Here is a 26,031-nt window from a genome sequence, read left to right on the forward strand (position 1 = left end):
ATCGGGATAATCGCGCGCGTGAGTTCCCCAAGCACCGCCGTCGACGGCACCAAGACCTGGACCAAGACCACCGACCGCCCGCTGCGCAGCTGGCGCAAGTCGGCGGGCGTGTGGCTGTTCGCTCACGTCGTGGGCGTGCCCATTCCCTGGGCGGCCGCGCGCCAGACCGATCCGCGCGCGCTGCTGGCCCATGAACACGAGCGCCTGCTGGCCCTGGCCGCCGTGGGCGAGTGCGTGCCGCGCGTGATCGGCTTCGACGGCCGCACCCTGGTCACCAGCGACGTGGGCACCACCCTGGACTACCTGCTGTTCCAGCGAGCGCCCGAGGAGCGCCTGCCGCTGATGTGCGCGGCCGCCGCCGATCTGGCGGGCTTTCACGCGCGCGGCCAGTGGCATGGCGGTGCGCAGGCGCGCAACATCACCTGGGATGGCGAGCGCTTCGCGCGGCTGGACTTCGAGGAGCCCCTGGTGCCCGGCCTGTCGCTGGACATGGTGCAGCGCTACGACGTGCTGCAGCTGGTGCTGTCGTTGGCGCGGCTGATCGAGCCCCTGGGGCCCGGCGCGGTGCACGCGGTGCTGCAGGCCTACGCGGCGGTGGACGCGGCGCAGGGCGAGGCGCTGCGCCGCTTCATTGCCCGCCTGCTGCCGCGCCTGCAGCGGATCTCGCGGCTGGCCTCCTGGTCGCGGCGGCTCGACACCTCGCGTGAGCTGATGCGCCTGCGCACGGTGCTGGAAGGTATGGCCGCCTTCGTGGCCGATCGCTGAAGCCGCCGCGCCGCGCTCAGGTTCTGTACGACGGGTCCAGGCGCTCCAGTTTTCGCAGCAGTGCGGGCCAGGCGATCTGCGCGCCCTGGCCGGCCGTGGCCACGCGCATGACCTCGGCCATGCCGGCGAGGATGCGCGGGTCCACCTGGGTCAGTTCGCTGCCGCCGGCCAGCGCGTCGATCTGGATGCGGCAGGCGTTCTCGAAGGTGTACATGGAGAGAAAGGCGTCGGCGATGGAGCGGCCCACGGTGAGCAGGCCGTGGTTGCGCAGCACCAGGTAATTGGCTTGCCCCAGGTCGGCCTGCAGGCGCGGAATCTCGTCGGGGCGCAGGGCCACGCCTTCGTAGCCGTGGTACGCGAGCGAGCTCAGCACGAAGGTGCTCTGCTGGCTGATGGGCAGGATGCCGTGCCGCTGCGCGCTCACCGCCACGCCCGCGCGGGTGTGCGTGTGCAGCACGCACTGCGCCTCGGGCCGCGCGCTGTGCACGGCGCTGTGGATGACGAAGCCCGCCGGGTTCACGGGGAAGGGCGAGTCGTGCAGCTTGTTGCAGGCCATGTCCACCTTGACCAGGCTGCTGGCGGTGATCTCGTCGAACATCAGCCCGTAGGGGTTGATGAGGAACTGGTGCTCACCGCCGGTGAGGCCGTCGGGCAGCTTGGCGCTGATGTGGGTGAAGACCAGGTCGCTCCAGCCATAGGCCGCCACCAGGCGGTAACAGGCGGCGAGGTCGCAACGCAGCGCCCACTCTTCGGCGCTGACGGCTTCTTTCAGGGGGGGAATGTGCATGGCGTGTCTCCGGGCCGCCTCGGGGCGGGCGGCTCGACACGCACTCTAGGCGCGCTGGCCCGGCTGGGGCTGTCCGTGCAGCGACAGGGCGGCGGCGTCAGCCGCGCGTCTTGCAGGTGCTGATGCCGAACAGGGCGTAGGGCGGGCACCAGCCCACCACGCCGGTGAGCAGGGGCACCACGCCGAGCCAGCCCCACCAGCCCACCGTGCCGGTGGCGGCCAGGGCGATGAGGACAAGGCCGACAAGGATGCGAAGGGAACGGTCGATACCGCCGACGTTGGGGGTCATGGAGGTCTCCATCAGTGAACGATGATGTTCAAGCCGATTGGACGCCGCCACGAACGGACGCGCTTTGATCCAGATCAGGGTGCCGTCGCGCGCTCGAGGCGCCCGAGCCATTGCATTGCATGTGAGCGCTCGCTACCACACATTTCATGATCGGGCTTCAGGGAGGCGCACACCAGGGGCCGCTCCGGTCGGCCGAACAGGCGGCAGCGCAGGGCCCCGTCCAGGTGCGGGCAGGGCAGGCCGGCCGGCTTGCCCTGCGGCAGGCCTGGCATCGCGCTGCTGATCGAAGGCGCGGTGCAGCAGGCGGCGCAGCCGGGGCGGCAGTCCATGGGGTCGGCGGGCTCAGTCGGGCGCGTTGAGCTTGCGCGCGGCGTGGATCGCCTGCTCGACGACGCCCTGCACGGCGGCCTGGGCGAGGCCGCTGATCAGCCGGCCCTGGTCGTCGAAGGCTTCGCCGGCCTTGCTCAGCGCGTACTGCTTGGGCGTCAGCCAGCACTGCAGGTTCAGGAGCAGGGGCGACAGGTGCGACAGGCTGCGCAGCCCGCCCAGGGCGCCGGGCGAGGCGCTGAGCAGGCCCACCACCTTGCCCGCGAAGGGCTTGGTGCCGCTGGACCATTCGGGGTCGCCCTTGATGGGGCTGGACACCCAGTCGATGGTGTTCTTGAGCAGGCCGGTGTAGCTGCCGTTGTACTCGGGCGAGCAGATGACCCAGGCGGGATGGGCGTGGAAGATGGCTTTCAGGCGGCGCGCGGCCTCGGGGGTGCCGCGCGCTTCGAGGTCGGCGTTGTAGAGCGGCAGTTCGTGGTCGGCCAGCTCCAGCAGGGTGACCTGGGCGCCGGCGGCGCGGCCGAGGTCGGCGGCGACCTGGGCGAGCTTGCGGTTGTGGGACTGCGCGCGGGTGCTGCCCGCGAAGACGAGGAGGGGGGTGGGCGGGGTCATGGGGGCGGATTCTGGCACCGCCGCCGCGCCGGATTCCTGCGCGGGCCCGGGGCTTGCCCCTTGATGGGACAATCGCGGGCTCGCCCGCGCCGACCGCCCCGTCGCCGCGGGCTTTGGAGTTCAAGATGCTGTACCCCCAGGAATTCGACGTCATCGTGGTCGGCGGCGGCCACGCCGGCACCGAGGCCGCGCTGGCCGCCGCCCGCATGGGCTGCGCCACGCTGCTGCTCACCCACAACATCGAGACGCTGGGTCAGATGAGCTGCAACCCCAGCATCGGCGGCATCGGCAAGGGCCACCTGGTGAAGGAGGTGGACGCGCTGGGCGGCGCCATGGCCATCGCCACGGACGAGGGTGGCATCCAGTTCCGCATCCTCAACAGCAGCAAGGGCCCGGCCGTGCGCGCCACGCGCGCCCAGGCGGACCGCGTGCTCTACAAGGCCGCCATCCGCCGCCGCCTGGAAAACCAGCCGAACCTGTGGCTGTTCCAGCAGGCCGTGGACGACCTGATGGTGGAGGGCGACCGCGTGGTGGGCGCCGTCACGCAAGTGGGGATTCGCTTCCGCTCGCGCACCGTGGTGCTGACGGCCGGCACGTTTCTGGACGGCAAGATCCACGTGGGCCTGAACAACTACAGCGCGGGCCGCGCGGGCGATCCGCCGGCGGTGTCGCTGTCGGCGCGCCTGAAGGAGCTCAAGCTGCCCCAGGGCCGGCTGAAGACCGGCACGCCCCCGCGCCTGGACGGCCGCAGCATCGATTGGTCGAAGTGCACCGAGCAGCCCGGCGACGGCATGCCGGCGGCCGACGGCACGCCCCCGAGCACGCCATTGCCGGTGTTCAGCTTCATGGGCAGCGCGGCCCTGCACCCGCGCCAGATCTCCTGCTGGATCACGCACACCAATGAGCGCACGCACGAGATCATCCGCAGCGGTTTCGACCGCAGCCCCATGTTCACCGGCAAGATCGAGGGCGTGGGCCCGCGCTATTGCCCCAGCGTGGAAGACAAGATCAACCGCTTCGCGGACAAAGACAGCCACCAGATCTTCCTGGAGCCCGAGGGCCTGAGCACCCACGAGGTCTACCCCAACGGCATCTCCACCAGCCTGCCCTTCGACATCCAATACGCCCTGGTGCGCAGCATGCCTGGCCTGGAGAACGCGCACATCCTGCGGCCGGGCTACGCCATCGAATACGACTACTTCGACCCGCGCTCGCTCAAGAGCAGCTTCGAAACCCAGCAGATCGCCGGCCTGTTTTTCGCTGGCCAGATCAACGGCACCACCGGCTATGAGGAGGCCGCGGCCCAGGGCTTGTTCGCCGGCATCAACGCCGCCTTGCAGTGCCGGGGCGAGGGCGCCTGGCTGCCGGCGCGCGACCAGGCCTATCTCGGTGTGCTGGTCGATGACCTCGTCACCCAGGGGGTGACCGAGCCTTACCGCATGTTCACCAGCCGCGCCGAGTTCCGCCTGCAGCTGCGCGAGGACAACGCCGACATGCGCCTCACCGAGACCGGCCGCCGCCTGGGCCTGGTGGACGACGCCCGCTGGGACGCCTTCAGCCGCAAGCGCGACGCGGTTTCACGTGAAACCGAGCGTCTCAAATCCACCTGGGTGAACCCCAAGCTGCTGTCGGTGGAAGAGGGTGAGCGTGTATTGGGCAAGGCCATCGAGCATGAGCACAACCTGTTCGACCTGCTGCGCCGCCCTGGCGTGAGCTACCCAGCCCTGGTCGGCATGAACGGCGGCGCCTTCGTCGACAACGCGGTTTCACGTGAAACCCTGGGCGAGTTGGCGGCCCCGGTGATCGAGCAGGTGGAGATCGCGGCCAAGTACAGCGGCTACATCGACCGGCAGAAGGCCGAGGTGGAGCGCGCCGCCCACTACGAGCACCTGAAGCTGCCGGCGGACATCGATTACCTGAAGGTCACGTCCCTGTCCTTCGAGGCGCGGCAGAAGCTGGCCCGGCACCGGCCCGAGACCCTGGGCCAGGCCTCGCGCATCTCGGGCATCACGCCCGCGAGCATTTCCCTGTTGCTGATTCACCTGAAAAAGGGGGGGCTCGGTGGCCTGGCCTCGGCCCGTGGCGCCACTGAGGCCTCGGCCCCATGAGCGCCGCACGGCCGCCCGAAGGCGCTCGCACCGCAGTGCGCAGCACGGAGGTGCTGCGATGACGGACGCGCTGCGCCACGAGCTGCAGATCGGCCTGCAGGCACTCGACCTCTCGCTGGACGAGGAGCAGGTCGACATGCTGATGGCCTACATGGCGCTCATCCAGAAGTGGAACCGGGTCTACAACCTGACGGCCCTGCGCGAGCCGGCAGAGATGCTGACCCACCACCTGCTGGACAGCCTGGCGGTGGTCGGCCCCTTGCTGCGCGAAACCGACGGCCGCCCGGTGCGGCTGCTGGACGTGGGTTCGGGTGCCGGCCTGCCGGGCGTGGTGATCGCCATCGCCTGCCCGCAGATCGAAGTGACCTGCGTGGACACGGTGGCCAAGAAGGCGGCTTTTGTTCGCCAGGTGTCGGCGGAGTTGGGTCTGGTGAACCTGCACGCGATGCACGCGCGGGTGGAGTCGCTCAGCCGGGGGCGTGGGGAAGAGGGCTACGACGTGGTCACGTCCCGCGCCTTCTCCTCCCTGGCGGACTTCATCCAGTGGTCGCGATCGGCGCTGCAGATCGGGGGCATGTGGATGGCCCTCAAGGGCAAGCACCCCCTGGAGGAACTGCTGGCGCTGCCGGCGGACGTGGATGTGTTTCACGTGGAACCGGTGGCGGTGCCGGGCTTGAAGGCGGATCGCTGCATCGTCTGGATGCGGGAGCGGATGGGCTGAGCTGGGAAGCCCGGGGCCCGGCAGAACCCGTCACGTACACTCGACCCCTGCTTTCTGGGGGCCACCACCATGTTCGGCATCGCGGACTACGGCGCTTTCGTCGCCGCCATTGTTGTTTTCCTCGCCATTCCCGGTCCGGGCAACCTGGCCCTCATCACCTCCACCAGCAAGGGCGGCCTGCGCGGCGGACTCGCCGCCACCCTGGGTGTCATCGCCGCCGACCAGGTGCTGATGTGGGCGGCCGTCGCCGGCGTCGCCGCCTTGCTGGCGGCCACCCCGACCCTGTTCGGCGCGGTCCAGTGGATCGGCGCGGCCTACCTCGCCTGGCTCGGCTGGAAAATGCTCACCGCCAAGCCCGGTGACGCCCCGGTCCTCAATATCCGCCCGCGCCAGTACTTCCAGCAGGCGGCCGCCATCACCCTGCTCAACCCCAAGGCCATCGTCTTCTACATGGCCTTCTTCCCCCTGTTCGTCGACCGTGCCCACCACCAGGGCCTGATCACCTTCGGCGCCATGGCGGCCACCATTGCCGCGCTGACCTTCGCCTACGGCCTGGGCATGACGCTCATCGTGCACTTCCTGGCCGAGCGCCTGCGCGCCAACCCCCGCATCGGCCGCACGCTGGAAAAGCTCGCCGGCGTCTTCCTCATCGGCTTTGGCGTCAAGCTGGCCCTTTCCAAGTAAAGACCCATGGCGAAGATTTTTTGCGTGGCCAACCAGAAGGGCGGCGTCGGCAAGACCACCACCACCGTCAACCTGGCCGCCGGCCTGGCCAAGGTCGGCCAGCGGGTGCTGATGGTGGACCTGGACCCTCAGGGCAATGCCACCATGGGCTCGGGCGTGGACAAGCGGGCCATGGCGCTGTCGGTGTACGACGTGCTGCTGGAATCCGCCTCGGTGGCCGAGGCGGCCCAGTGGTCCGACAAGTGCGGCTACCACGTGCTGGGCGCCAACCGCGAGCTCGCGGGCGCCGAGGTGGAGCTGGTGGAAGTGGAGCGCCGCGAGCGCCGGCTCAAGCAGGCCCTGGCCGAGGTGGCCGACCAGTACGACTTCGTGTTGATCGACTGCCCGCCCTCGCTGAGCATGCTCACCCTCAATGGCCTGTGCTCGGCGCATGGCGTCATCGTGCCCATGCAGTGCGAGTACTTCGCGCTCGAAGGCCTGACCGACCTGGTCAACACCATCAAGCAGGTGCACGCCAACCTCAACAAGGACCTGCAGATCATTGGCCTGCTGCGTGTCATGTTCGACCCGCGCATCACCCTGCAGCAGCAGGTGAGCGACCAGCTCAAGGCGCATTTTGGCGACAAGGTGTTCGACACCGTGATCCCGCGCAACGTGCGCCTGGCCGAGGCCCCCAGCTATGGCCTGCCGGGCGTGGTGTTCGACCCCTCCGCGCGCGGCAGCCAGGCCTTCGTCGCCTTTGCCGAGGAGATGGTCGAGCGCATCAAGAAGATGTGAGAGGAGGGTGTTCCACGTGAAACCGCAGAACGTCCTCGTCCTGCCCGGCTGGCAGAGCAGCGGGCCCGAACACTGGCAGAGCCGCTGGGAGGCGCGCTTTGGCTACCGCCGCGTCGAGCAGCACGACTGGATGCACCCGCAGCGCGGCGACTGGATGGCCCGCCTGGAAGACGTGGTGCTGGGCGCCGACGGCCCCGTGCTGCTGGTGGCCCACAGCCTGGGCTGCATCCTGACGGCGGCCTGGGCCGCGCATTCCCGGCACACCGCCCGCGTGGTGGGCGCGTTGCTGGTGGCGCCGGGCGATTCGGAACGCGAGGACCTGCGCGAGCTGCTGCCCAGCTGGTCGCCCATCGTGCGCCAGCGCTTGCCGTTCCCCGCCCACCTGATCGGCAGCCAGGACGACCCCTACTGTGGCTTCGAGCGCGCCCGGGGCCTCGCCGCCGACTGGGGGGCGGCCTTCACCGACCTCGGCCGTGCCGGCCACATCAACGCCGATTCCGGCCTGGGCGACTGGCCGCAGGGCCAGGCCTGGCTGGACGAACTCACGAAAGACAAGCACTAGATGGTCACCAAAAAACCCAAGGGCCTGGGCCGCGGGCTCGAAGCGCTGCTCGGCCCCAAGGTCGAGGACAAGCCCGCCGCCGAGGCCGCGCCCGCTGGCGCACCGTCCACCCTGCCGCTGGACCAGCTGGTGCCCGGCCAGTACCAGCCGCGCACCCGCATGGACGAGGGCGCCCTGTACGAACTGGCCGAGAGCATCAAGGCCCAGGGCATCATGCAGCCGATTCTGGTGCGCCGGCTGAACAGCGGCCCGGACGCCGGCAAGCACGAGATCATCGCGGGCGAACGCCGCTTCCGCGCCTCGAAGCTGGCCGGCCTGAGCGAGGTGCCTGTGCTGGTGCGCGAGGTGCCGGACGAGTCGGCCGCCGCCATGGCGCTGATCGAGAACATCCAGCGCGAAGACCTGAACCCCTTGGAAGAGGCCCATGGCCTGCAACGCCTGGTGAAGGAGTTTGGGCTCACTCACGAACAGGCGGCCCAGGCCGTGGGCCGCTCGCGCAGCGCCGCCAGCAACCTGCTGCGCCTGCTGCAGCTGGCCGAGCCGGTGCAGACCATGCTGATGGCCGGCGACATCGACATGGGCCACGCGCGCGCGCTGCTGCCGCTGGACAAGGCCGCGCAGATCACCACGGCCAACCAGGTCGCGACCCGCAAGCTGTCGGTGCGCGAGGCCGAAAACCTGGTGAAGAAGCTGGCGGCCGAGTTCACCCTGGCGCCGCAGAAGCCGCGCAAGGAAAAGTCGCGCGACATCCGCCGCGTGGAAGAGGAGCTGGCCGACCTGCTGACCGCCGAGGTCGAGGTGCGCGTGAAAAAGCGCGTGAAGCGCCACGGCCGCGTCGAGGAGATGGGTGAGCTGGCGATCCAGTTCGGCTCGCTGGACGCGCTCAACGGCCTCATCGAGCGGCTGCGCGCGGGGCACTGAGGCCCCGCCCCTCGCCCGGGTTCAGGCCAGGGCCGGCGCCGGCGCCATGGACGGGCGGTGGATGTGGCCGGCCGCGCCGTTGGCCTTGGCCGTCTGGTAGTGCCATTCGATGTCCAGCACCCCGGCCAGCGAGCCGTCCTCGGCCAGGCCGCCGATGGGGCCGAACATGAAGCCCAGCAGGATCAGCCCGTTCGGGCCGGTGAAGGGCTGGTGGGTGATACCACCCGCCTCGACCATGTAGTCGCCCGCGAACACCTCGCCGTGTTCGTAGCCGAAACCGCCTTCGACGATGTAGGCGTGCGCGGCGCCGAAGTGCTTGTGCACGCCGGCCACGGTGCCGGGCTCCACCTTGAGCAGGATCACCAGCAGGCTGGAGGCGTCGTCGCAGTGCAGCAGCTTGAATTGCGTGCCCGGCATGCCCCAGGGGGTCCAGGGAATTTCCTTGGTGCGCACGATGAGCGAGCCGTCGGGGTAGCGCAGCGACACGCGCGGGTCGGTGCCGGTCTTGGCGTGGGTGATGGGCATGGGTGTCTCCGTGGGAATGGGTTTCGCGGCATCGGTGCCGCGGGCGCATGCTCGGCGGGCTTGACGGCACGGCCCTGCGGGAAAGCCCTGGGAAAGCGGCCGCCGGCCGCTTGCAATGCCGCTTTTTCGACAGAAACCCGCTAGGACGACGGCCCCGCGCGGCCTAGCATGTCGCCATGCACCCCCCGCTTGCCAGCGCCCAGGACACGGCCCGGACCATCGGCCGCTTCGCGCACGCCGAACCCGAGCGCGTGCTGCGTTGCCAGTCGGGCGAGGTGGTGGGCGCCATCTGGTCTCACCCGCCCACGCACACGCGGGTGCAAGGCCTGGACCACCACGCGCTGGCGCTGCACCTGTCGGGCTGCACGCTGGTGGAGAAGTGGGCCGACGGCCGTTGCGTGGGGCACCGCTCCCGCGTGGGCAGCGTGAGCCTGGTGCCGGCGCGGCGCGATTCGGAGTGGACCATCGGCGGGCATTGCCGGGTGGCCCATGCCTACGTGCACCCGCAGGCGCTGAGCGACGCGGCCGAACGCCTCTCGCGGCCCTGGCCCGCCGACGGGCTGGGCGACTTCTTCGCGGCCGAGGACGCCCAACTCGCGCGCCTGCTGCACTGGCTGGTGCACGAGGCCCTGGTCGATGGCTTGGATCCGCTGGCGCTGGAGCAGTGGCAGGCCCTGCTGCTGGCGCACCTCATCCGCCGCGACGCTGGCGGCGCCGCGGCCGCGCCCGAGCGTTCGGGGTCCCGCCTGGCGCTCACCGGGGCCACGCTGCGGCGGCTGTTCGCCCACATCGACGAGCACATCGAAGAGCGCCTGGCCGCGCACCTGACGCTGAGCGCCCTGGCCGACATCGCCCACCTGTCGCCCGACCACTTCCTGCGCGCCTTCAAGCGGGCGGTGGGCCAGACGCCGCACCGCTACGTGCTGGAGCGGCGCCTGGTGCGCGCGCAGGACCTGCTGGCGCGCAGCCCGCTGGCCGTGGCCGACATCGCGCGCGACAGCGGCTTTCGCGGCCCCAGCCATTTCACCGCCGCGTTCCGGCGGCAGTACGGTCTCACGCCCAGTGCCTGGCGCGCCCAGCGGCGCGGCTGAGCCGGGTGCGGCGCGGCCGCCGGCCTCAGGCCGAGAAGATCTTGCCCGGGTTCAGGATGTTGTCCGGGTCCAGCGCGCGCTTGAGCGTGCGCATCAGGTCCACCGCGCCGGCGCCGGCCTCGTCGAGCAGGAAGCCCATCTTGTGCAGGCCCACGCCGTGCTCGCCGGTGCAGGTGCCTTCCAGCTGCAGCGCGCGCGTCACGAGCTTGACGTTGAGTTCTTCGGCCAGGCGGCGCTCGTCGACGTTGTCGGGGTCGATCAGGTAGCCGAAGTGGAAGTTGCCGTCGCCCACGTGGCCGACCAGGAAGTAGGGCAGGCCGCTGGCGTCGGCCTCGGCCACGGAATCGAGCAGGCAGTCGGCCAGGCGGCTGATGGGCACGCAGGTGTCGGTGCTCACGGCGCGGCAGCCGGGCTTGGTCTGGATGGCCGCGAAGTAGGCGTTGTGCCGCGCGGTCCACAGGCGCGTGCGCTCCTCCGGCGTGGTGGCCCATTCGAAGGCATTGCCGTCGAACTCGCTGGCGATGTCCTGCACGGTCTCGGCCTGCTCTTTCACGCTGGCGGGCGAGCCGTGGAATTCCATCAGCAGCATGTGTTCCTCGCGCAGCCCCAGCTTGCTGTGGGCATTGACCATGCGCACGGTGTTGGCGTCGATCAGCTCGCAGCGCGCGATCGGCACGCCCAGCTGGATGACCTGGATCACGCAGCGCACCGCCGCCTCGATGGAGGGGAAAGAGCACACCGCGGCCGAGATGGCCTCGGGCAGCGGATAGAGCTTGAGGGTGATCTCGGTGATCACGCCCAGCGTGCCTTCGCTGCCCACCATCAGGCGCGTGAGGTCGTAGCCGGCGGACGATTTCTTGGCGCGCGTGCCGGTGCGCACCACCTTGCCCTCGGCCGTGACCACCTCCAGCGCCAGCACGTTCTCGCGCATGGTGCCGTAGCGCACGGCATTGGTGCCGCTGGCGCGCGTGGCCGTCATGCCGCCGATGGAGGCGTCGGCGCCGGGGTCGATGGGGAAGAACAGGCCCTCGCTTTTCACGGCCTCGTTCAGGGCCTTGCGCGTCACGCCGGGCATCACGGTCACGGTCAGGTCCTCGGCGTTGATGGCGAGCACCTGGTTCATGCGGCTCACGTCGATGCTGATGCCGCCCTGCACCGCGAGCAGGTGGCCTTCGAGCGAGGAGCCCACGCCGAAGGGAATGACCGGCACCTTGTACTGAGCGCACAGCGCCACGGCGTCGGCCACGTCGCGCGTGGATTCGGCGAAGACCACGGCCGCCGGCGGCGGCACGGTGACGAAGGCGGACTCGTCGCGGCCGTGCTGTTCGCGCACCGCCAGGGCGGTGGAGCACTGCGCGCCGAAGCGCTGCTTCAGCGCGGCCAGAAAGGCCTCGGGCACCTCGCGCTGCTCGACGGTGGGCAGCAGGTGGGCGACGTCGGTGGGGGCGTTCATTGGGGCGGTCTCCGGCGCGGTTTCTGAACCGCGCAGTGTACGCCCGGGGGTGTTCAGCGGCGGGCGCCGCGGGCCATGGGGCCGGGCAGGGCGCCCTGGGCCGACGGCAGGGACAGGCCGCTGGGCGTGGCGCCCTGGCGGGGTTTCTGCAGGAAGGGGCCGGTGGCGGCGGCGCCGGCGATCACCAGGGTCCAGGCGGCGAGCAGCTGCACGCTGCGCGCCTCGAAGCGCTGGGACAGCGCCTGGGTCTTGCGGGGTCGGTTCATTCGGTCTCCGTTGTCGCCCCAAGCTGCGGGCGATGCCCGCGATTGCAACGCCCCCGTGTGACAGAACCAAGTGCTTTTGCCGGCCGTTGCGCGCTTGACCGGCGCTTGACGCCCGTGACATTTCCCTGCGGGCGGTTACACCCGATCACTGGCGCACAATGCGGCGACGAGCCAGAAGAGGAGACGACCGTCCATGGGCAACCGACTCACCCAGATCGCCACGCGCACCGGCGACGCCGGCACCACCGGCCTCGGCGACAACACCCGCGTGTCCAAGAACCACCTGCGCGTGCACGCCATGGGCGACGTGGACGAACTCAACTCGCACATCGGCGTGCTGCTGTGCGAAGAGCTGCCGGCCGGCGTGCGCGGGCTGCTGGTGGAGGTGCAACACCAGCTGTTCAACCTGGGCGGTGAGCTGTCCATCCCAGGGTACGAGTTGCTCAAGCCCGAGGCCGTGGCCGCGCTCGACGAGGCCCTGGCCGAGCACAACGCGGCCCTGCCGCGCCTGCAGGAGTTCATCCTGCCGGCGGGCAACCGCGCGGCCAGCCAGGCGCACGTGTGCCGCACCGTGGCGCGCCGCGCCGAGCGCGCGGTGGTGGCCCTGGGCGACGTGGACGCGGTGCGCGAGGCGCCGCGCCAGTACCTCAACCGCCTGAGCGATCTGATGTTCGTGCTGGCGCGCGTGCTCAACCGCATGCACGGCGGCGACGACGTTTATTGGAAGAGCGAGCGCCTGCAGCGCGGGGTCGCCGAGTGAAGGCCCTGCCGGCGCTGGCCGTGGCGGCGCTGGCGCTGGCGCTGGCCCCGGCGCGCGCCGAACCCGCGCCGGGCGAGCAGGTGGTGCTGAGCTGCGACGCCGTCTACCTGCCCGCGCGCAGCGCCTGGGTGCGCGAGGTGCGCTTCACGCTCGATGAGCGCCGCATCCGCGGCGTGGCCATCGATGGTGTGCCGGTCTACAGCTTCTCGGTGTTCGACACCGTGCTGCTCACCGCGCTGGACAACGAGCGCATCCAGATCGACACCGCCACGCTCACCTGGCGCAGCGACTTTCGGGGGCAGGCCACCTCCGAGGGGCGCTGTACCCGTCGATAGCCGCGTCCGATCGGAGGTGCCGGGGTTATCGCGGCGCCAGCACCGACATGGTGATGCGCGAGACGCAGGTGAGCTCGCCCGCGTCGTTGCGCAACTCGATGTGCCACACCTGCGTGCTGCGGCCGATGTGCACCGGCCGCGTGACGCCCGTGACCCAGCCCTGCGTGGCGCCCTTGAGGTGGTTGGCGTTGATGTCCAGGCCCACGGCGCGGTGGCCTTCGGCACAGGTGAAGGCCGCGCCGCAGGAACCCAGGGTCTCGGCCAGCACCACGCTCACGCCACCGTGCAGCAGGCCATAGGGCTGCTTGGTGCGTGCGTCCACCGGCACGCGCGCGGCGATGAAATCGTCGCCCACCTCGGTGAACTCGATGCCCAGCTGCCGCACGGCGGTGCCCTCGTGCAGCTGGTGCAGGATCTCGCAGGAGATGGGGCGGGTCCAGATCGCCGGCATGCTCAGGCCTTCTGGCCGCGGCCCAGCAGCCAGTACAGCACGATGGCGCCGAAGGTCGCGGTACCGATGCCGCCCAGCGCGAAACCGCCGAACTTGAGCGTGTAGTCGCCCGTGCCCAGGATCAGGGGAATGGCCGCCACCAGCAGGTTGCGGTTGTCCGAGAAGTCGACCCGGTTGTCGACCCAGATCTTGGCCCCCGCGATCGCGATCAGGCCGAACACCACGATGGACACGCCGCCCATCACGGCCAGGGGAATGGTCTGGATCAGCGCGCCGAACTTGGGGCTGAAGCCCAGCACGATGGCGATGAGCGCGGCCACCACGAACATGGCGGTCGAGTAGATCTTGGTCGCCGCCATCACGCCGATGTTCTCGGCGTAGGTGGTGACGCCCGTGCCGCCCGAGGCGCCGCTCACGATGGTGGCCACGCCGTCGCCGATGAAGGCCTTGCCCAGGTAGGGGTTGAGGTCGCGGCCGGTCATGGCGCTGACGGCCTTCACATGGCCCAGGTTCTCGGCCACCAGGATGATCGCCACCGGCGCGATCAGCAGCATGGCCTGGGCGCTGAACACCGGCGCGGCGAAGGAGGGCATCCCGAACCAGGCCGCGTTGGCCACGCCACTGAAGTCGATGGGTTTGCCCAGGCCCAGGCCGTTGGTGAGCACGGCGTAGACCACGCTGGCCAGGATCAGGCCCACCAGGATGAGCAGGCGCTGCACCATGCCGCGCGCGTACACGGCCACCAGGCCCACGCTGACGAAGGTGATGGCCTGCATCCAGGCGTCGAAGCCCGTGGGTGCCATGTTCTTGATCGGGATGGCCGCCAGGTTCAGGCCGATCACCGCCACCACCGTGCCGGTGACCACCGGCGGCATGAGCCGCTCGACCCAGCCGGTGCCGATGGCCTGCACCACGAAGCCGATCAGCGTATAGAGCACGCCGCAGGCGATGATGCCGCCCAGCGCCACGCCCAGGTTGGCGTTGGGCCCGCTGCCGGCGTAGCCGCTGGCCGCGATCACCACGCCGATGAAGGCGAAGCTGGAGCCCAGGTAGCTGGGCACCTTGCCGCCGGTGATGAAGTAGAAGATCAGGGTGCCGATGCCGCTCATGAGGATGGCGACGTTCGGGTCGAAGCCCATGAGCAGCGGCGCCAGCACCGTGGCGCCGAACATGGCGATGACGTGCTGCACGCCCATCACCGTGGTTTGTGGCCAGGGCAGGCGTTCGTCGGGGGCGATGACGCCACCCTGCCCGAGGGTGCTCGCCGGTTTCTCCGTCCAGTTGAAAAGGCCCATCTCACTCGCTCCTCATGTTGTTGTCGTGCCGAAGTGGCACGCGATTGTGCAAGCAAGTGGCGTGCGCGTCGCGTCGCGCACGCGCGGGCTCAGGCCCGCTCGGCCGGCTGCGCGCGGGCGGGTGCCAACACCGCGCGGATGCCGTTGGCGATGAACTCGCTCAGGCGCTGGGCGCTGGCCGGGCCGGCGCGCGTGCCGGCCACGAGCCGGTCGAGCCGGTGCTCCGCCAGGTGCGCCTGTACCGCGCCCAGGGCGAAGCGCAGCGCGTCGGCCAGGTCGTGGCGCGAGGCCCGGGGCAGGGCGGCCTGCAGGGCGTCGAACAGGCGCTGCAGCAGGGGGTCGACGTGCTCCTGCAGCGCGGGCTCGGCCTCGGGCGCGGCCTGGGCCAGCTCGCGCGCGAGCAGTTGCGCGTAGTGCTGGCTGGCGCTGTGGTGGCGCCAGCGCAGCAACGGCAGCACGAAGGCCTCGACCACGCGGCGCAGGCCGTCGGCTTCGCCGGGCAGGGCGGCGGCGCGGCGCGCGTCCTCCAGGGCGCGCATGGCTTCGTGGTGCAGCGGGCCGTGGTGCGCGAAGATGGCCCGGAACAGGCCTTCCTTGTGGGCGAAGTAGTAGCCCACCAGGGCCAGGGGCACCTCGGCGGCCTCGGCGATCTGGCGGACCGTGACCGCGTGGAAGCCGCGCTGGGCGAAGAGGCGCTCGGCGGCGTGCAGGATGGCCTGCTGGCGGTCGTTGCGCGGCGTGGGGAAGGAGGAACGTGGCAGTGGCATGAGGCGGAAGGGGTGGGGGCGTCGCGCAGGCGCGCCGCGGGGACTGACAGTGCGGCGGGACGGCGCTACGCTGCGGCTCGCCATCCCAGCAGGAACCCCATGCCAACGCCTCCCTACGTGCCCCAGATCCGCCGCTACACCGATTGGCTCGCGCAGCACCATGGCCTGCGCTTCGACGACTACCACGGGCTGTGGCAGTGGTCCGTCACCGATCCCCCGGCGTTCTGGACATCGATAGAAGAATACTTTGGATTGCATTTTGGATTCAATGAAGAGAACGTTTTGTTTCAAAACACCATGCCCGGCACCCAGTGGTTCGTGGGCGGGCGCGCCAACTACACGCGCCAGGTGTTCCGCCACGTGGCGCCGGCCCACGCGGCGGGCATGCCCGCGCTGATCGCCCGCAACGAAAAAGGCCGCCACACCGAACTGGGCTGGCCCGAGCTGCGCCGCCAGGTGGCCGCGCTGGCCCTGCACCTGAAGGCCCAGGGCGTGCGCCCGGGTGACCGCGTGGCCGCCTACCTGCCCAACATCCCCGAGACGGCCGTTGCCTTCCTGGCCGTGGTGGGCATTGGCGCCGTGTGGAGCGTCTGCGCGCCCGACATGGGCACCCACGCCGTGCTCGACCGCTTCCGCCAGATCGAGCCGGTGGCGCTGATCGCCTGCGACGGCGTCACCTACGGCCTGCGCGACATCGACCGCCTGGGCGTGGTGGCCGAGCTGCGCGCGGCCCTGCCCACGGTGCGCCACGTGCTGCTGCACACCAACCTGGCCGATGCGCCCGATGAGAAAGCGCGCGCGCTGGCGCAGGCCGCGCCCTGCGCGCATCTGGAGGCCGTGGTGGCCCGCGACGACGCCGAGACCGCGGCCTTCGAGCCCGAGGACCTGCCCTTCGACCACCCGCTGTGGATCGTCTATTCCAGCGGCACCACCGGCTTGCCCAAGCCCATCGTGCACGGCCATGGCGGCACGGTGCTGGTGGGCCTGGCGCTCAAGAGCCTGCACAACGACGTGGGCTGCAGCTACGACCCCAACAGCTGGGGCGAGCGCTACCACTGGTACAGCTCCACCGGCTGGGTGATGTGGAACGCGCAGATCAGCGGCCTGCTCAACGGCACCACCTGCGTCATCTACGACGGCAACCCGGGTGGCGCCAAGGACGCGCCCGACTGGACCACCCTCTGGCGTTTCGCGGCCGAAACGGGCGTCACCTTCTTCGGCGCCGGCGCGGCTTTCTACGCCAACTGCCTCAAGGCCGGCGTGGACCTGTCGCGCTGCGGCGATCTGTCGCGCGTGCGCGCCCTGGGCAGCACGGGCTCGCCGCTGTCGGAAGACGCGCAGCGCTGGGGCTCGGCGCAGTTCGCCGCCATCGCCTCGGGCGAGGCACAGAAGGACATCTGGTGGTGCAACATCAGCGGCGGCACCGACTTCGCGGGCGCCTTCATCGGCGGCCACCGCGAGCTGCCCCAGACGCCCGGGCGCATGCAGTGCCGCCTGCTGGGGTGTGCGGTGCAGGCCTGGAACGAGCGCGGCGAACCGGTGATCGACGAGGTGGGCGAGCTGGTCTGCACCCAGCCCATTCCCTCGATGCCGCTGTACTTCGTGGGCGATGCGGACAACCGACGCCTGATCGGCAGCTACTTCGACGCCTACCCGCCCGGCCACGGTCGTCGGCCGGGCGGCGGCGACCTCGGCCCCGAGGCCGGCGCCGTCTGGCGCCACGGTGACTGGCTGCGCGTGCTGCCCGACGGTTCCTGCGTGATCTACGGCCGCTCCGACGCCACCATCAACCGCCACGGCCTGCGCATGGGCACGAGCGAGATCTACAGCGCCGTCGAGGCCCTGCCCGAGGTGCTGGATTCCATGGTCGTGGACCTGGAGTACCTGGGCCGAGAGAGCTGGATGCCGCTGTTCGTGGTGCTGCGCGAGGGGCTCACGCTGGACGAGGCCCTGCGCCAGCGCCTGAACGCCGCGATCCGCCAGGCGCTGTCGCCGCGCTTCGTGCCCGACGCCATCTATCAGGTGGCCGAGATCCCACGCACGCTCTCGGGCAAGAAGCAGGAGCTGCCCATCAAGAAGCTGCTGCTGGGCCAGCCGATCGACAAGGTCATCAACCGGGAGGCCATGGCCAACCCCGGCAGCCTGGACTGGTACGTGCGGCTGGCGCGCGAGCGTGGGGTGGCGCCGGGGTTCAGTTCGCGACCGTGAAGCGGCGCCGCAGGTGCTGCGGCCTGTCGATCTCGTCCGCGATGGCCACCGCCAGGTCGGCCACCGAAATGCCCGAGGGCTGCCCACCCTCGCCGGGCAGCGGCTGGTCGCCGCCCACGCGGTAGCGGCCCGTGCGCTCGCCCGGGGCCAGCAGGATCGGCGGCGACAGCAAGGTCCAGTCCAGCGCGGTCTCGCCGCGCAGGCGCGTGAGCAGGTCGCGCGCGGCCAGCGCGCCCTGTTTCCACTCGGCCGGGAACTCGGGCGTGTCCACCAGCTGCACGCCGGGCGCCACCTCCAGGCTGCCCGCGCCGCCCACGGCCAGCAGGCGCTTCACGCCGGCCTGCCGGGCGCCGGCCAGGATGGCGTCGTAGCCCTGGCCGAACAGGTCGTAGATGCGCGGCTCGTTCCAGCCGGGGTTGTAGGCGCTGACGATGGCGTCCTGTCCGCGCACCGCGGCGGCCACCTGGGCGGCGTCCAGGGCGTCGGCGCGCACCACCGCCAGGCCGTCGCGGGCGGTGAACTTCTCGGGGTGGCGGGCGAGCGCGGTCACGGCATGGCCGCGCGACAGCAGTTCGTTCAGCACGGCGCTGCCGACGAAGCCGGTGGCGCCGATCAGGGCGATCTTCATGGGGAAACTCCTGGCGGGTTGTGAATGGCATCTAGTGTCATCACTACACGAACAAGGGACCAGATGGCAGAATCCTCATTCATTTTGTAGACAATCTAATGAATGAAGCCCAGGCCCTGGCCGACAAGCTGCGCCGCATGGCCCTGTTCGCCGAGATCGTCGACAGCGGCTCCATCAGCGCGGCCGCGCGCCGCCTGGGCAGCACGCCGTCCGCCGTGAGCCAGCAGCTGCGCCTGCTGGAGCGCTCCCTGGGCCTGGTGCTGCTGCACCGCTCCACGCGCCGGCTCACGCTCACCGAGGCCGGCGAGCGCTACCACCCGGCCTGCGCGGCCATGGTGGCCCAGGCCCGCAGCGCCGATCAGGCCCTGGAGCGCCTGCGCGACGAGCCCGAGGGCGAGCTGCGCCTGGCCGCGCCCATCGGTTTCGGCGATCGGCTGGCCAGCGCCCTGGAGCCGCTGCGGCGCCACCCGCGCCTGCGCCTGCACCTCCTGCTGGACGACACGCCCATCGACCTGATCGCCGAGCGCGTGGACCTGGCGCTGCGCGTGGGTCGCTTCACCGACTCGGCCCTGGTGGCGCGCCGCCTGGGCGAACTGCAGCGCGTGCTGGGCGCGGCGCCGCGTTACCTCGCCGAGCGCGGCTGGCCGCGCGACCCCGGCGAGCTGGCCGGCCACGACTGGCTGGGCCTGCCGCCGCGCAGCGGCGCGGCGACGGCACTGGAGTTCCAGGGACCGCAGGGCGCGCGCGCCGAGGTGCGGGTGGAGCCGCGCGTGCTGGCGTCGCAGGTGACGGTGCTGGAGGCCCTGGCGCTCGAAGGCTGGGGCCTGTACGTCGGCATGCGCGACGACGTGGGCGCCGCGCTCGACCAGGGCCGCCTGGTGCCGGTGCTGCCCGACTGGCGCCTGGAGCCGGCTGCGGTCTTCGCCGTCACGCCGCGGCGCGACGAGCAGCCGGCCAAGGTGCGCCACGCGCTGCGGGCGCTGCAGGCGCACTTCGGCGCGCGCGGCGGCTGAGCCGGTTCGGCTTCAGCGCCGGCTCACCAGCACGATGCCCAGCGCCACGCCCCCCAGTGCCAGCATCAGCCGCAGCGTGAGCGGCTCGCCCAGCAGCAGCACGCCGAACACCAGCGCGAACACCGGCGTGAGGAAGGTGAAGGTGCTGATCTGCGTGGCCGGGTAGTGGCGCAGCATCCACATCCAGGCCAGGTAGCTGGCGAAGGCGCCCACCGCCGACTGCAGCGCGATCGAGCCCCAGGCCAGACCCGAGTACGACCAGCCCCAGGTCTCGCCCAGCGCCAGCGACAGCAGCGGCGCCACGGCGGCCGTGACGGCCACCTGGTAGAACAGGGTCTTCTCGGCGCTGGCCGTGGCGAGCCGGCTGGCGCGGATGGTCAGCGTGGTCAGGCCCCAGAGAAGGCCCGCGCCCAGGGCCATGGCGTCGCCGCGCCACTGGCCGGCCCCGGGCGAGCCGTTCGCGAAGCCCTCGCTGAAGGCCGTGACCACCGCCGCGAACGCGATCACCAGCCCCACCCACTGCACGCGGCGCAGCCTCTCGCTGGGCACCACGCGCGGCAGCAGCAGGGCCACCACGAAGGGGCTGGTGTAGAGGAACACCGTGAGCCGCGAGGCCGAGGTGAGCTGCAGGCCCAGGTAGATGAAGCTGAACTCACCCGCGAACAGCAGGCCCGCCAGCAGGCCGGCCTTGAGCGTGCCGTCGCGCTGGAACAGCGGCACGCCGCGCGCGCGGCACCACAGCCACAGCAGCAGCGTGGCGCCCCAGAAACGCAGGCTGGCCTGCCACAGCGGCGGCACCTCGGCCACGGCCACCTTGATCAGGATCTGCTGGAAACCCCAGAACGCGCAGCACGCCACCAGCAGCGTGATGGCGAGGGAGTCGAGGTGGGTCTTGCGAACGGGAGGCGTGGCGGGCGGCATGGCCGGTGATTGTGCGGGGCGCCGCGCGGCGCGCGTGTCGCAGGGGTTCTGCGCTCAGCGTGGCTGCGCCAGGCGCTTGAGCTGGGTCTTCAGGCGCTGCACTTCGGCGGCCGACAACTCGGCGAGCATGGCGGCCTCGTGCGCGCGGGCGCGGCGCAGCAGCGGCGCCACCTTTTTCTGGCCGGCGGGCGTGATGGACACCAGCGTGCGGCGCTGGTCCGCGGGGTCGTCGTGCAGGGCCACCCAGCCCTGCACGACCAGGCGCTGCAGCAGCTTGGTGACGGTGGGCTGCTGGCTCAGCACCTCGTGCGCCAGCCGGCCCACGGCCATCGGCGACTCGCCGCTGAGCACCGCCAGCACGCGCCACTCCAGCGAGCCCAGGCCGGCCTCGCGCACCTGGGCGTCGAATTCCTTGAAGAGGGCGTGGTTGGCCTGGCCGAGCAGGTAGCCCAGATAGTCATCGGTGAAACGGGGGGCCCCACGCGCCGCCGCTTCGCGGGTCGCTGCCCCCCCGGGGGGCTGATCCGCCTTGGCGCGGCCCGGCGGCGGATCGCGCCGTTCCTTCACAGCGGGTGCTCCGCGTAGAAGCGCCCGCCGTGGAACAGCAGCGGCGAGGCGCCGGGCCGGTGGCTGCAGCGCTCCACTTCGCCGACGAAGATCACGTGATCGCCCTCGGTGTACTGGCTGCGGTTGAAGCACTCGAACACGGCGGCCGCGCCGTCGAGCAGCGGCGCGCCATTGCCGCCTTCGCTGAAGGCCACGCCGTTCCAGCGGTCGATGCCGCGCGCCGCGAAGCGCTCGGCCAGGGCCTGCTGGTCGGCCGCAAGCACGTTGATGGCGTAGTGCGAGCCGTTGCGGAAGAAGGCCATGGAGCCGGCGTGGTGCGCCAGGCTCCACAGCACCAGCGGTGGTGACAGCGAGACCGAGTTGAAGGAGTTCGCGGTGAGGCCGATGAGCGCGCCATCGGGCGCGCGCGCGGTGACGATGGTCACGCCGGTGGCGAACATGCCCAGCGAAGCGCGGAACTCGTGCGCCGAGAAATCGGGGGGGCGGGCCGCGTGGCCAGCCTGACGGGCGGGGGACATGGGGCGCAATTTACATGAATTTTCATGAATAATGGGCCGCCAGCGAATCCCACCCCGACAAAAAAGGAGACCCGATGCTGCAGGAGCGGATCGAACCCGCCTGGATCGACGCCTTCGAGGCCCTGCTCAGGCGCTGCGCCTTGCAGACGGGCGAGGTGGTCGCCATCCTGGGCGAAACGCAAAGCCGGCCGGTGCTGCTCGAGCTGGCGCACCTGGCGGCCGCGCGCCTGGGCGCGCGCTGCTTCCGGCTGACGCTGCCCTCCGTGTTCAGCGACGGCGCGCCGGTGCAACGCTCCACCGGCGCCAGTCCGGCCATCCAGCAGCTGCAGCCGGTGATCGCCGCGCTCGCGGGCAGCCAGCTCGTGATCGACTGCACCGCCGAGGGCCTGATGCACGCGCCCGAGTTGCCGGCCATCCTGCAGGGCAATGGCCAGACGCAGCCGCGCGTGGTCTACGTGAGCGACGAACACCCCGAGGCCCTGATGCGCCTGCTGCCCGACGAGGCCACCGAGGCGCGCGTGAAGGCGCACCTCAAGCGCCTGCGCGGCGCCAAGCGCTTGCGCGTCACCTCGGCCGCCGGCACCGACCTGCACGTCGACCTCGCCGGCGCCGTGCTCGGTGGCAACTGGGGCAGCACCACGCGGCCCGGCACGCTCACGCACTGGCCTGGCGGCATGGTGCTGGGCTTTCCCGCCCGCGGCACCGTCAACGGCACCCTGGTGCTGGCCGAGGGCGACGTGAACCTCACCTTCAAGCGCTACATCGAACGCCCCATCACCCTGCGCATCGAGGCCGACACGGTCACGCGCATCGAGGGCAGCGGCGTCGACGCCGAGCTGCTGCGTGGCCACTACGCTGCCTGGGGCGAGCCCGAGGCCTACGCCGTGAGCCACGTGGGCTACGGCCTCAATCCCAAGGCCCGCTGGGACAGCATGGCGCTTTACGACAAGCGCGACTTCAACGGCACCGAGCTGCGTGCCTTCGCCGGCAACTTCCTCTACAGCACGGGCGCCAACGAGGTGGCCGGGCGGCACACGCGCGGGCACTTCGATTTCCCGCTGCGTGGCTGCACGGTATGGCTGGACGACACGGTGGTGGTCGACGCCGGCCAGGTGGTGGGCGAATGAACGCGCTGCCCACCTTCACCGCGCTCGGCAGCGGCGCCACCGTGTCGATGCTGCATGGCATCGGCGGCGGCCACCTGGCCTTCGCGCCGCAGGTCGAATCGCTGGCCGGCGCGGGGTACCGCGCCATCGCCTGGGACATGCCGGGCTATGGCCACAGCGCGCCCATCGAGCCCTACACCTTCAAGGGCCTCGCGCAGAGCTGCGTGAACCTCATCGACGCCCTGCAATGCGAGAGCGTGGTGCTGGTGGGGCACAGCATGGGCGGCATGGTCGCGCAGGAGGTGATCGCGCGCCGGCCCGACAAGGTCAGCCGGCTGGTGCTCGCGGGCACCTCGGCCGCCTTCGGCAAGCGCACGGACGGCCGCGACGCCGAGACCTGGGCGCGCCAGTTCGTCGCCCAGCGCACCGCGCCGCTGGACGCGGGCAAGAGCATGGCCGAGGTGGCCCAGGTGCTGGTGCCGCAGATGGCCGGCCCCGGCGCGCTGCCCGAGGGCCTGCGCCTGGCCGAGCACTGCATGGGCGGCGTGCCCGCCGCCACCTACCGTCGCGCGCTGGACTGCCTGGTCACCTTCGACCGCCAGGCCGCGCTGCGCGACATCCGCGTGCCCACGCTGCTCATCGGCGGCGAGTTCGACCGCGTGGCCGCGCCGTCGGTGATGAAGCAGATGGCCGAGGCCATCCCGAACGCGCGCTACGCCGAGCTCAAGGGCATCGGTCACCTCATGAACCTGGAGGCGCCCGAGGACTTCGACGGCCTGCTGCTCGACTTCCTGGCCGAGCGCGCGCCCTCGCCCGCGGGCGACCTGCACTGACCACACCATCCAAGGAGACCGAGCATGCAACGCGAGCCCCTGAACACCGGCCTGGACTTCACCCCCGCCGTGGGCGACATGGCCTTCACGCCATTGCAGCGCGAACTGCTCACGGTGGCGAACCGCCTGGGCCGCGAGAAGTTCGCGCCGCGCGCCGCCCAGTGGGACCGCGAGGCGAGCTTCCCTTTCGCCAACTACGAGGACCTGCGCGAGGCCGGCTTCCTGCGCCTGTGCGTGCCCAAGGACCACGGCGGCCTGGGCGCCGAGTACCCCACCTACATGATGGTCGCGGCCGAGGTCGGCCGCTTCTGCGGTGCCACAGCGCTCACCTGGAACATGCACATCTGCAGCACCATGTGGACCGGCGTGCTGGCCGACGGCATTCCCATGACCGAGACCCAGCGCGCCGAGCACGCCGCGCGGCGCGAGCTGCACTTCCAGCGCATCGTCGACCAGGGCGCGGTGTACGCCCAGCCCTTCAGCGAGGGCTCGGCCGCCGCGGCCGGGCGCGCGCCCTTCGGCACCACGGCGAAGAAGGTGGACGGCGGCTGGCGCATCAACGGCCGCAAGATCTTCGCCAGCCTGTCGGGCGCGGCCGACTACTACGGCATCCTCTGCACCGAAGACGTGGAGGGCAAGGACCCGGACCCGCGCGACACCATGTACATCAGCGTGCCCGCCACCAGCGAGGGCCTGTCCATCAGCGGCGACTGGGACCCGCTGGGCATGCGCGGCACCGTGAGTCGCAACCTCACGTTCAAGGACGTGTTCGTGAGCGACGCCGAGCAGCTCATGCCACGCGGCATCTACTTCGTGGGCGCGCAGACCTGGCCGGCCATGTTCTTCACGCTTGCGCCCACCTACCTGGGCCTGGCCAACGCGGCCTACGACTTCACCGTGAAGTACCTGCGCGGCGAGGTCGAGGGCGAGCCGCCGGTCAAGCGCCGTCAGTACCCCACCAAGCAGATCGCGGTGGCGCAGATGCGCCTGCAGCTGGAGGGCATGAAGGCGCTGTTCTCGCGCGCCATCCAGGAGGCGCGACCCAACCCGGGCAAGGACGAGAAGCTGCGCCTGTACGCCGCGCACCACGCGGTGATGGAAGGCGCCAACGACATCGCGCGCCTGGCCATCCGCACCTGCGGCGGCCAGAGCATGATGAAGCACCTGCCGCTGGAGCGCCTCTACCGCGACAGCCGCTGCGGCTCGCTCATGCTGCCCTGGACGGCCGAGCTCATCGTCGACCGCATGGGGCGCGAGACGCTTTACGAGCCGGGCGAGAAGGACGCCTGAGCCGGCGCGCCGCGCGCCGCCCGCGCGGCCTCCATGCCCTGGAAGCCAAAGGCCATGGCGGGACGTTCGCCGCTGATGAGTTCGGCCAGGGCCTTGCCCGAGCCCGCGCCGTGCGTCCAGCCCAGGGTGCCGTGGCCGGCGTTGATCCACAGGCCCTTCACCGGCAGGCGGCCGATCAGCGGGATGTTGGTGGGCGTAGCGGGGCGCAGGCCGGTCCAGAAGCGCGGGTTGCCGCCCTCGGCCGGCAGGCGCGTGTCGGCCACGCCGGGGAAGACCTGCTCGATGCGGCGCACCAGCATCTCGCAGCGCTGGCGCGCCAGCGGCGTGTCCAGCGAGAGGTCGAAGCCGCCGAGCTCGATGGTGCCGGCCACGCGCAGTTCATTGCCCAGGCGCGACATCGCGACCTTCAGGCTGTCGTCGATCATGCTCACGACCGGCGCCCGGTCGTGCTTGAGCAGCGGCAGCGTGGCGCTGTAGCCCTTGCCGGGGTAGATGGGCACGCGCACGCCGATGCGCGCCAGCAGCGGTGTCGTGTAGGAGCCGCAGGCCACCACGGTCGCGTCGGCCTTGAGGGCGCTGAGCACGCCGGTGGCGCGGCTGCGCACGCGCACGGCGTTCAACGCACCGCCGGTGGCGTCCAGGTGCTCGATGTCGTGGTTGAACAGCAGGCGCGCGCCGCGCGCCGCGCACAGGGCGGCGAGTTGCTGAGTGAACACCCGAGCGTCGCCCGACTCGTCGCTTTCGGTGAAGGTGCCGCCCACGATGCGGTCGGCGAAGGCCGACAGCGCCGGCTCGATGCGCAGCAGCTCCTCGCGCGAGACCACGCGGCGCTTGACGCCGAAGCGCGCCATCAGCTCGGCCGCGCCGGCCGCGCCTTCGAAGGCGTGCTGGTCCACGTAGTAGTGGGCGATGCCGCGCTCCAGACGCTGGTACTGGATGCCGGTCTCGCGCACCACGTCCTTGAGCGCCGCGTGGCTGTACGCGCCGAGGGCCACCAGCTGCGCCACGTTGCGCTCGAAGGCGGCGTCGTTGCACTGCGCCAGGAACTGCAGGCCCCAGCGCCACTGCGCCGGGTCCAGCTGTGGGCGGAACAGCAGCGGCGAGGTCGGCGAGAACATCCACTTCAGCGCCTTCAGCGGCGCTTCGCGGTTGGCCCAGGGCTCGCAGTAGCTCACGGAGATCTGCGCCGCATTGGCGAAGCTGGTCTCCAGCGCGGCGTCGGGCTGGCGGTCCACCAGCGTGACCTCGTGCCCGCGCTGCAGCAGGTGCCAGGCGGTGCTCACGCCGATGATGCCGGCCCCCAGAACGGTGACTTTCATGGCTCTCTCCGAACAGCGGATCGCTGATCCCGGCAGTGTCGGGAAATCGCCGACTCAGGTGAAGCGAGATTCAAGCAAAATCGAGTTCATCAGTTTGGCTGATACAGGATCGCACCCAGAGCCCCGTCCGGC

The 26,031-nt window shown here is 71.0% G+C and carries 30 protein-coding genes; 15 read left to right on the forward strand and 15 right to left on the reverse strand.

Annotated elements, in window-relative coordinates; all coding sequences use genetic code 11:
- The first annotated feature begins 18 nt into the window (after positions 1–18).
- Positions 19–765, forward strand: coding sequence for a hypothetical protein (locus SOM08_RS00615; protein WP_116959024.1), 747 nt, complete (start codon positions 19–21; stop codon positions 763–765).
- A gap of 16 nt (positions 766–781) precedes the next feature.
- On the opposite strand, the gene SOM08_RS00620 is transcribed toward SOM08_RS00615, so the two are convergent.
- From SOM08_RS00620 to SOM08_RS00635, 4 genes are all read right to left on the reverse strand, one after another.
- Positions 782–1,552 carry a class II aldolase/adducin family protein gene (locus tag SOM08_RS00620; protein WP_116959023.1) on the reverse strand — a complete coding sequence of 257 codons (771 nt, stop codon included), beginning with the start codon at positions 1,550–1,552 and terminating at the stop codon, positions 782–784.
- 97 nt (positions 1,553–1,649) lie between these two features.
- Positions 1,650–1,841: a DUF2892 domain-containing protein gene (locus SOM08_RS00625; RefSeq protein WP_116959022.1), complete on the reverse strand. Its 192-nt coding sequence runs from the start codon at positions 1,839–1,841 to the stop codon at positions 1,650–1,652.
- 74 nt (positions 1,842–1,915) lie between these two features.
- Positions 1,916–2,170, reverse strand: coding sequence for a YkgJ family cysteine cluster protein (locus SOM08_RS00630; RefSeq protein ID WP_116959021.1), 255 nt, complete (start codon positions 2,168–2,170; stop codon positions 1,916–1,918).
- A gap of 13 nt (positions 2,171–2,183) precedes the next feature.
- Positions 2,184–2,780, reverse strand: a complete 597-nt coding sequence (locus tag SOM08_RS00635; RefSeq protein WP_116959020.1) for an NADPH-dependent FMN reductase — start codon at positions 2,778–2,780, stop codon at positions 2,184–2,186.
- A 125-nt stretch (positions 2,781–2,905) separates the two neighbouring features.
- On the opposite strand from SOM08_RS00635, the gene mnmG reads away from it, so the two are divergent.
- From mnmG to SOM08_RS00665, 6 genes are all read left to right on the forward strand, one after another.
- A complete protein-coding gene (mnmG, locus tag SOM08_RS00640) occupies positions 2,906–4,888 on the forward strand; it encodes a tRNA uridine-5-carboxymethylaminomethyl(34) synthesis enzyme MnmG (protein ID WP_116959019.1) in 1,983 nt (660 codons plus the stop codon).
- 58 nt (positions 4,889–4,946) lie between these two features.
- Positions 4,947–5,609 (forward strand): 16S rRNA (guanine(527)-N(7))-methyltransferase RsmG, encoded by a 663-nt coding sequence (gene rsmG, locus SOM08_RS00645; protein ID WP_116959018.1) that lies wholly within the window; start codon positions 4,947–4,949, stop codon positions 5,607–5,609.
- A 69-nt stretch (positions 5,610–5,678) separates the two neighbouring features.
- A complete protein-coding gene (locus SOM08_RS00650; RefSeq protein WP_116959017.1) occupies positions 5,679–6,293 on the forward strand; it encodes a LysE family translocator in 615 nt (204 codons plus the stop codon).
- Between the two features lie 6 nt (positions 6,294–6,299).
- Positions 6,300–7,070: a ParA family protein gene (locus SOM08_RS00655; RefSeq protein ID WP_116959016.1), complete on the forward strand. Its 771-nt coding sequence runs from the start codon at positions 6,300–6,302 to the stop codon at positions 7,068–7,070.
- A 16-nt stretch (positions 7,071–7,086) separates the two neighbouring features.
- Entirely contained in the window at positions 7,087–7,632 is a 546-nt protein-coding gene (locus SOM08_RS00660) for an RBBP9/YdeN family alpha/beta hydrolase (protein WP_116959275.1), read from the forward strand.
- Complete coding sequence (locus tag SOM08_RS00665) at positions 7,633–8,553, forward strand: ParB/RepB/Spo0J family partition protein (protein WP_116959015.1); 921 nt, start codon at positions 7,633–7,635, stop codon at positions 8,551–8,553.
- 21 nt (positions 8,554–8,574) lie between these two features.
- Here SOM08_RS00665 and SOM08_RS00670 read toward each other — a convergent pair whose 3' ends face one another.
- Positions 8,575–9,078 carry a cupin domain-containing protein gene (locus SOM08_RS00670; protein WP_116959014.1) on the reverse strand — a complete coding sequence of 168 codons (504 nt, stop codon included), beginning with the start codon at positions 9,076–9,078 and terminating at the stop codon, positions 8,575–8,577.
- 176 nt (positions 9,079–9,254) lie between these two features.
- On the opposite strand from SOM08_RS00670, the gene SOM08_RS00675 reads away from it, so the two are divergent.
- On the forward strand, positions 9,255–10,169 hold the full coding sequence (locus SOM08_RS00675; RefSeq protein ID WP_322469842.1) for a helix-turn-helix transcriptional regulator: 915 nt from the start codon (positions 9,255–9,257) through the stop codon (positions 10,167–10,169).
- A gap of 25 nt (positions 10,170–10,194) precedes the next feature.
- On the opposite strand, the gene SOM08_RS00680 is transcribed toward SOM08_RS00675, so the two are convergent.
- A complete protein-coding gene (locus SOM08_RS00680) occupies positions 10,195–11,622 on the reverse strand; it encodes an FAD-binding oxidoreductase (RefSeq protein ID WP_322469843.1) in 1,428 nt (475 codons plus the stop codon).
- Between the two features lie 53 nt (positions 11,623–11,675).
- Positions 11,676–11,888: a hypothetical protein gene (locus tag SOM08_RS00685; protein ID WP_116959011.1), complete on the reverse strand. Its 213-nt coding sequence runs from the start codon at positions 11,886–11,888 to the stop codon at positions 11,676–11,678.
- Positions 11,889–12,081: 193 nt separating this feature from the next.
- Between SOM08_RS00685 and SOM08_RS00690 the strand changes: the two genes are divergently transcribed.
- On the forward strand, positions 12,082–12,648 hold the full coding sequence (locus SOM08_RS00690; RefSeq protein ID WP_116959010.1) for a cob(I)yrinic acid a,c-diamide adenosyltransferase: 567 nt from the start codon (positions 12,082–12,084) through the stop codon (positions 12,646–12,648).
- Complete coding sequence (locus tag SOM08_RS00695) at positions 12,645–12,983, forward strand: hypothetical protein (RefSeq protein ID WP_116959009.1); 339 nt, start codon at positions 12,645–12,647, stop codon at positions 12,981–12,983. The genes SOM08_RS00690 and SOM08_RS00695 overlap by 4 nt, the downstream gene beginning before the upstream one ends.
- Positions 12,984–13,008: 25 nt before the next feature.
- Here SOM08_RS00695 and SOM08_RS00700 read toward each other — a convergent pair whose 3' ends face one another.
- The 3 genes from SOM08_RS00700 to SOM08_RS00710 form a co-directional block, all read right to left on the reverse strand.
- Complete coding sequence (locus tag SOM08_RS00700) at positions 13,009–13,434, reverse strand: hotdog fold thioesterase (protein ID WP_116959008.1); 426 nt, start codon at positions 13,432–13,434, stop codon at positions 13,009–13,011.
- A 2-nt stretch (positions 13,435–13,436) separates the two neighbouring features.
- Positions 13,437–14,729, reverse strand: a complete 1,293-nt coding sequence (locus tag SOM08_RS00705) for a solute carrier family 23 protein (RefSeq protein WP_322469844.1) — start codon at positions 14,727–14,729, stop codon at positions 13,437–13,439.
- A gap of 89 nt (positions 14,730–14,818) precedes the next feature.
- Positions 14,819–15,496 (reverse strand): TetR/AcrR family transcriptional regulator, encoded by a 678-nt coding sequence (locus tag SOM08_RS00710; protein ID WP_322469845.1) that lies wholly within the window; start codon positions 15,494–15,496, stop codon positions 14,819–14,821.
- Positions 15,497–15,595: 99 nt separating this feature from the next.
- Here SOM08_RS00710 and SOM08_RS00715 point away from each other — a divergent pair, with 99 nt between their 5' ends.
- Positions 15,596–17,704, forward strand: a complete 2,109-nt coding sequence (locus SOM08_RS00715) for an acetoacetate--CoA ligase (RefSeq protein WP_416186986.1) — start codon at positions 15,596–15,598, stop codon at positions 17,702–17,704.
- Here the strand turns inward: SOM08_RS00715 and SOM08_RS00720 are convergent.
- Positions 17,688–18,332 carry an NAD(P)-dependent oxidoreductase gene (locus tag SOM08_RS00720; protein ID WP_116959006.1) on the reverse strand — a complete coding sequence of 215 codons (645 nt, stop codon included), beginning with the start codon at positions 18,330–18,332 and terminating at the stop codon, positions 17,688–17,690. The genes SOM08_RS00715 and SOM08_RS00720 overlap by 17 nt on opposite strands.
- Before the next feature lie 98 nt (positions 18,333–18,430).
- Here SOM08_RS00720 and SOM08_RS00725 point away from each other — a divergent pair, with 98 nt between their 5' ends.
- Positions 18,431–19,345, forward strand: coding sequence for a LysR family transcriptional regulator (locus SOM08_RS00725; protein ID WP_322469847.1), 915 nt, complete (start codon positions 18,431–18,433; stop codon positions 19,343–19,345).
- A 12-nt stretch (positions 19,346–19,357) separates the two neighbouring features.
- Here the strand turns inward: SOM08_RS00725 and SOM08_RS00730 are convergent, their stop codons facing one another.
- Genes SOM08_RS00730 through SOM08_RS00740 form a run of 3 tightly spaced genes read right to left on the reverse strand, consistent with a single transcriptional unit; the run spans position 19,358 to position 21,351 of the window.
- Positions 19,358–20,266: a DMT family transporter gene (locus SOM08_RS00730; protein ID WP_116959004.1), complete on the reverse strand. Its 909-nt coding sequence runs from the start codon at positions 20,264–20,266 to the stop codon at positions 19,358–19,360.
- A 54-nt stretch (positions 20,267–20,320) separates the two neighbouring features.
- A complete protein-coding gene (locus SOM08_RS00735) occupies positions 20,321–20,833 on the reverse strand; it encodes a MarR family winged helix-turn-helix transcriptional regulator (protein WP_322469848.1) in 513 nt (170 codons plus the stop codon).
- Positions 20,830–21,351 (reverse strand): flavin reductase family protein, encoded by a 522-nt coding sequence (locus SOM08_RS00740; protein WP_116959002.1) that lies wholly within the window; start codon positions 21,349–21,351, stop codon positions 20,830–20,832. Before SOM08_RS00740 ends, SOM08_RS00735 begins: the two co-directional genes overlap by 4 nt.
- Before the next feature lie 74 nt (positions 21,352–21,425).
- Between SOM08_RS00740 and SOM08_RS00745 the strand changes: the two genes are divergently transcribed.
- The 3 genes from SOM08_RS00745 to SOM08_RS00755 are packed head-to-tail and all read left to right on the forward strand — an operon-like array spanning position 21,426 to position 24,580.
- Complete coding sequence (locus tag SOM08_RS00745) at positions 21,426–22,478, forward strand: peptidase M29 (protein ID WP_322469849.1); 1,053 nt, start codon at positions 21,426–21,428, stop codon at positions 22,476–22,478.
- The gene (locus SOM08_RS00750; RefSeq protein WP_322469850.1) at positions 22,475–23,290 is read left to right on the forward strand and encodes an alpha/beta hydrolase; all 816 of its coding nucleotides are present in this window, start codon (positions 22,475–22,477) and stop codon (positions 23,288–23,290) included. Before SOM08_RS00745 ends, SOM08_RS00750 begins: the two co-directional genes overlap by 4 nt.
- Positions 23,291–23,314: 24 nt before the next feature.
- On the forward strand, positions 23,315–24,580 hold the full coding sequence (locus SOM08_RS00755; RefSeq protein ID WP_416186987.1) for an acyl-CoA dehydrogenase family protein: 1,266 nt from the start codon (positions 23,315–23,317) through the stop codon (positions 24,578–24,580).
- On the opposite strand, the gene SOM08_RS00760 is transcribed toward SOM08_RS00755, so the two are convergent.
- Complete coding sequence (locus SOM08_RS00760) at positions 24,553–25,899, reverse strand: D-amino acid dehydrogenase (protein WP_322469851.1); 1,347 nt, start codon at positions 25,897–25,899, stop codon at positions 24,553–24,555. The two genes, SOM08_RS00755 and SOM08_RS00760, sit on opposite strands and share 28 nt — an antisense overlap.
- Positions 25,900–26,031: the final 132 nt, after the last annotated feature.

Source organism: Hydrogenophaga sp. SNF1, assembly GCF_034421675.1.
Taxonomy (GTDB): domain Bacteria; phylum Pseudomonadota; class Gammaproteobacteria; order Burkholderiales; family Burkholderiaceae_C; genus Hydrogenophaga; species Hydrogenophaga borbori.

What these genes read in the sequence shown, in the direction of transcription:
- SOM08_RS00620 (WP_116959023.1), bottom strand. Translation starts at nt 1,552, where the DNA reads ATGCACATTCCCCCCCTGAAAGAAGCCGTCAGCGCCGAAGAGTGGGCG.
- SOM08_RS00625 (WP_116959022.1), bottom strand. Translation starts at nt 1,841, where the DNA reads ATGACCCCCAACGTCGGCGGTATCGACCGTTCCCTTCGCATCCTTGTC.
- SOM08_RS00630 (WP_116959021.1), bottom strand. Translation starts at nt 2,170, where the DNA reads ATGGACTGCCGCCCCGGCTGCGCCGCCTGCTGCACCGCGCCTTCGATC.
- SOM08_RS00635 (WP_116959020.1), bottom strand. Translation starts at nt 2,780, where the DNA reads ATGACCCCGCCCACCCCCCTCCTCGTCTTCGCGGGCAGCACCCGCGCG.
- mnmG (WP_116959019.1), top strand. Translation starts at nt 2,906, where the DNA reads ATGCTGTACCCCCAGGAATTCGACGTCATCGTGGTCGGCGGCGGCCAC.
- rsmG (WP_116959018.1), top strand. Translation starts at nt 4,947, where the DNA reads ATGACGGACGCGCTGCGCCACGAGCTGCAGATCGGCCTGCAGGCACTC.
- SOM08_RS00650 (WP_116959017.1), top strand. Translation starts at nt 5,679, where the DNA reads ATGTTCGGCATCGCGGACTACGGCGCTTTCGTCGCCGCCATTGTTGTT.
- SOM08_RS00655 (WP_116959016.1), top strand. Translation starts at nt 6,300, where the DNA reads ATGGCGAAGATTTTTTGCGTGGCCAACCAGAAGGGCGGCGTCGGCAAG.
- SOM08_RS00665 (WP_116959015.1), top strand. Translation starts at nt 7,633, where the DNA reads ATGGTCACCAAAAAACCCAAGGGCCTGGGCCGCGGGCTCGAAGCGCTG.
- SOM08_RS00670 (WP_116959014.1), bottom strand. Translation starts at nt 9,078, where the DNA reads ATGCCCATCACCCACGCCAAGACCGGCACCGACCCGCGCGTGTCGCTG.
- SOM08_RS00675 (WP_322469842.1), top strand. Translation starts at nt 9,255, where the DNA reads ATGCACCCCCCGCTTGCCAGCGCCCAGGACACGGCCCGGACCATCGGC.
- SOM08_RS00680 (WP_322469843.1), bottom strand. Translation starts at nt 11,622, where the DNA reads ATGAACGCCCCCACCGACGTCGCCCACCTGCTGCCCACCGTCGAGCAG.
- SOM08_RS00685 (WP_116959011.1), bottom strand. Translation starts at nt 11,888, where the DNA reads ATGAACCGACCCCGCAAGACCCAGGCGCTGTCCCAGCGCTTCGAGGCG.
- SOM08_RS00690 (WP_116959010.1), top strand. Translation starts at nt 12,082, where the DNA reads ATGGGCAACCGACTCACCCAGATCGCCACGCGCACCGGCGACGCCGGC.
- SOM08_RS00700 (WP_116959008.1), bottom strand. Translation starts at nt 13,434, where the DNA reads ATGCCGGCGATCTGGACCCGCCCCATCTCCTGCGAGATCCTGCACCAG.
- SOM08_RS00705 (WP_322469844.1), bottom strand. Translation starts at nt 14,729, where the DNA reads ATGGGCCTTTTCAACTGGACGGAGAAACCGGCGAGCACCCTCGGGCAG.
- SOM08_RS00710 (WP_322469845.1), bottom strand. Translation starts at nt 15,496, where the DNA reads ATGCCACTGCCACGTTCCTCCTTCCCCACGCCGCGCAACGACCGCCAG.
- SOM08_RS00715 (WP_416186986.1), top strand. Translation starts at nt 15,596, where the DNA reads ATGCCAACGCCTCCCTACGTGCCCCAGATCCGCCGCTACACCGATTGG.
- SOM08_RS00720 (WP_116959006.1), bottom strand. Translation starts at nt 18,332, where the DNA reads ATGAAGATCGCCCTGATCGGCGCCACCGGCTTCGTCGGCAGCGCCGTG.
- SOM08_RS00725 (WP_322469847.1), top strand. Translation starts at nt 18,431, where the DNA reads ATGAATGAAGCCCAGGCCCTGGCCGACAAGCTGCGCCGCATGGCCCTG.
- SOM08_RS00730 (WP_116959004.1), bottom strand. Translation starts at nt 20,266, where the DNA reads ATGCCGCCCGCCACGCCTCCCGTTCGCAAGACCCACCTCGACTCCCTC.
- SOM08_RS00740 (WP_116959002.1), bottom strand. Translation starts at nt 21,351, where the DNA reads ATGTCCCCCGCCCGTCAGGCTGGCCACGCGGCCCGCCCCCCCGATTTC.
- SOM08_RS00745 (WP_322469849.1), top strand. Translation starts at nt 21,426, where the DNA reads ATGCTGCAGGAGCGGATCGAACCCGCCTGGATCGACGCCTTCGAGGCC.
- SOM08_RS00750 (WP_322469850.1), top strand. Translation starts at nt 22,475, where the DNA reads ATGAACGCGCTGCCCACCTTCACCGCGCTCGGCAGCGGCGCCACCGTG.
- SOM08_RS00755 (WP_416186987.1), top strand. Translation starts at nt 23,315, where the DNA reads ATGCAACGCGAGCCCCTGAACACCGGCCTGGACTTCACCCCCGCCGTG.
- SOM08_RS00760 (WP_322469851.1), bottom strand. Translation starts at nt 25,899, where the DNA reads ATGAAAGTCACCGTTCTGGGGGCCGGCATCATCGGCGTGAGCACCGCC.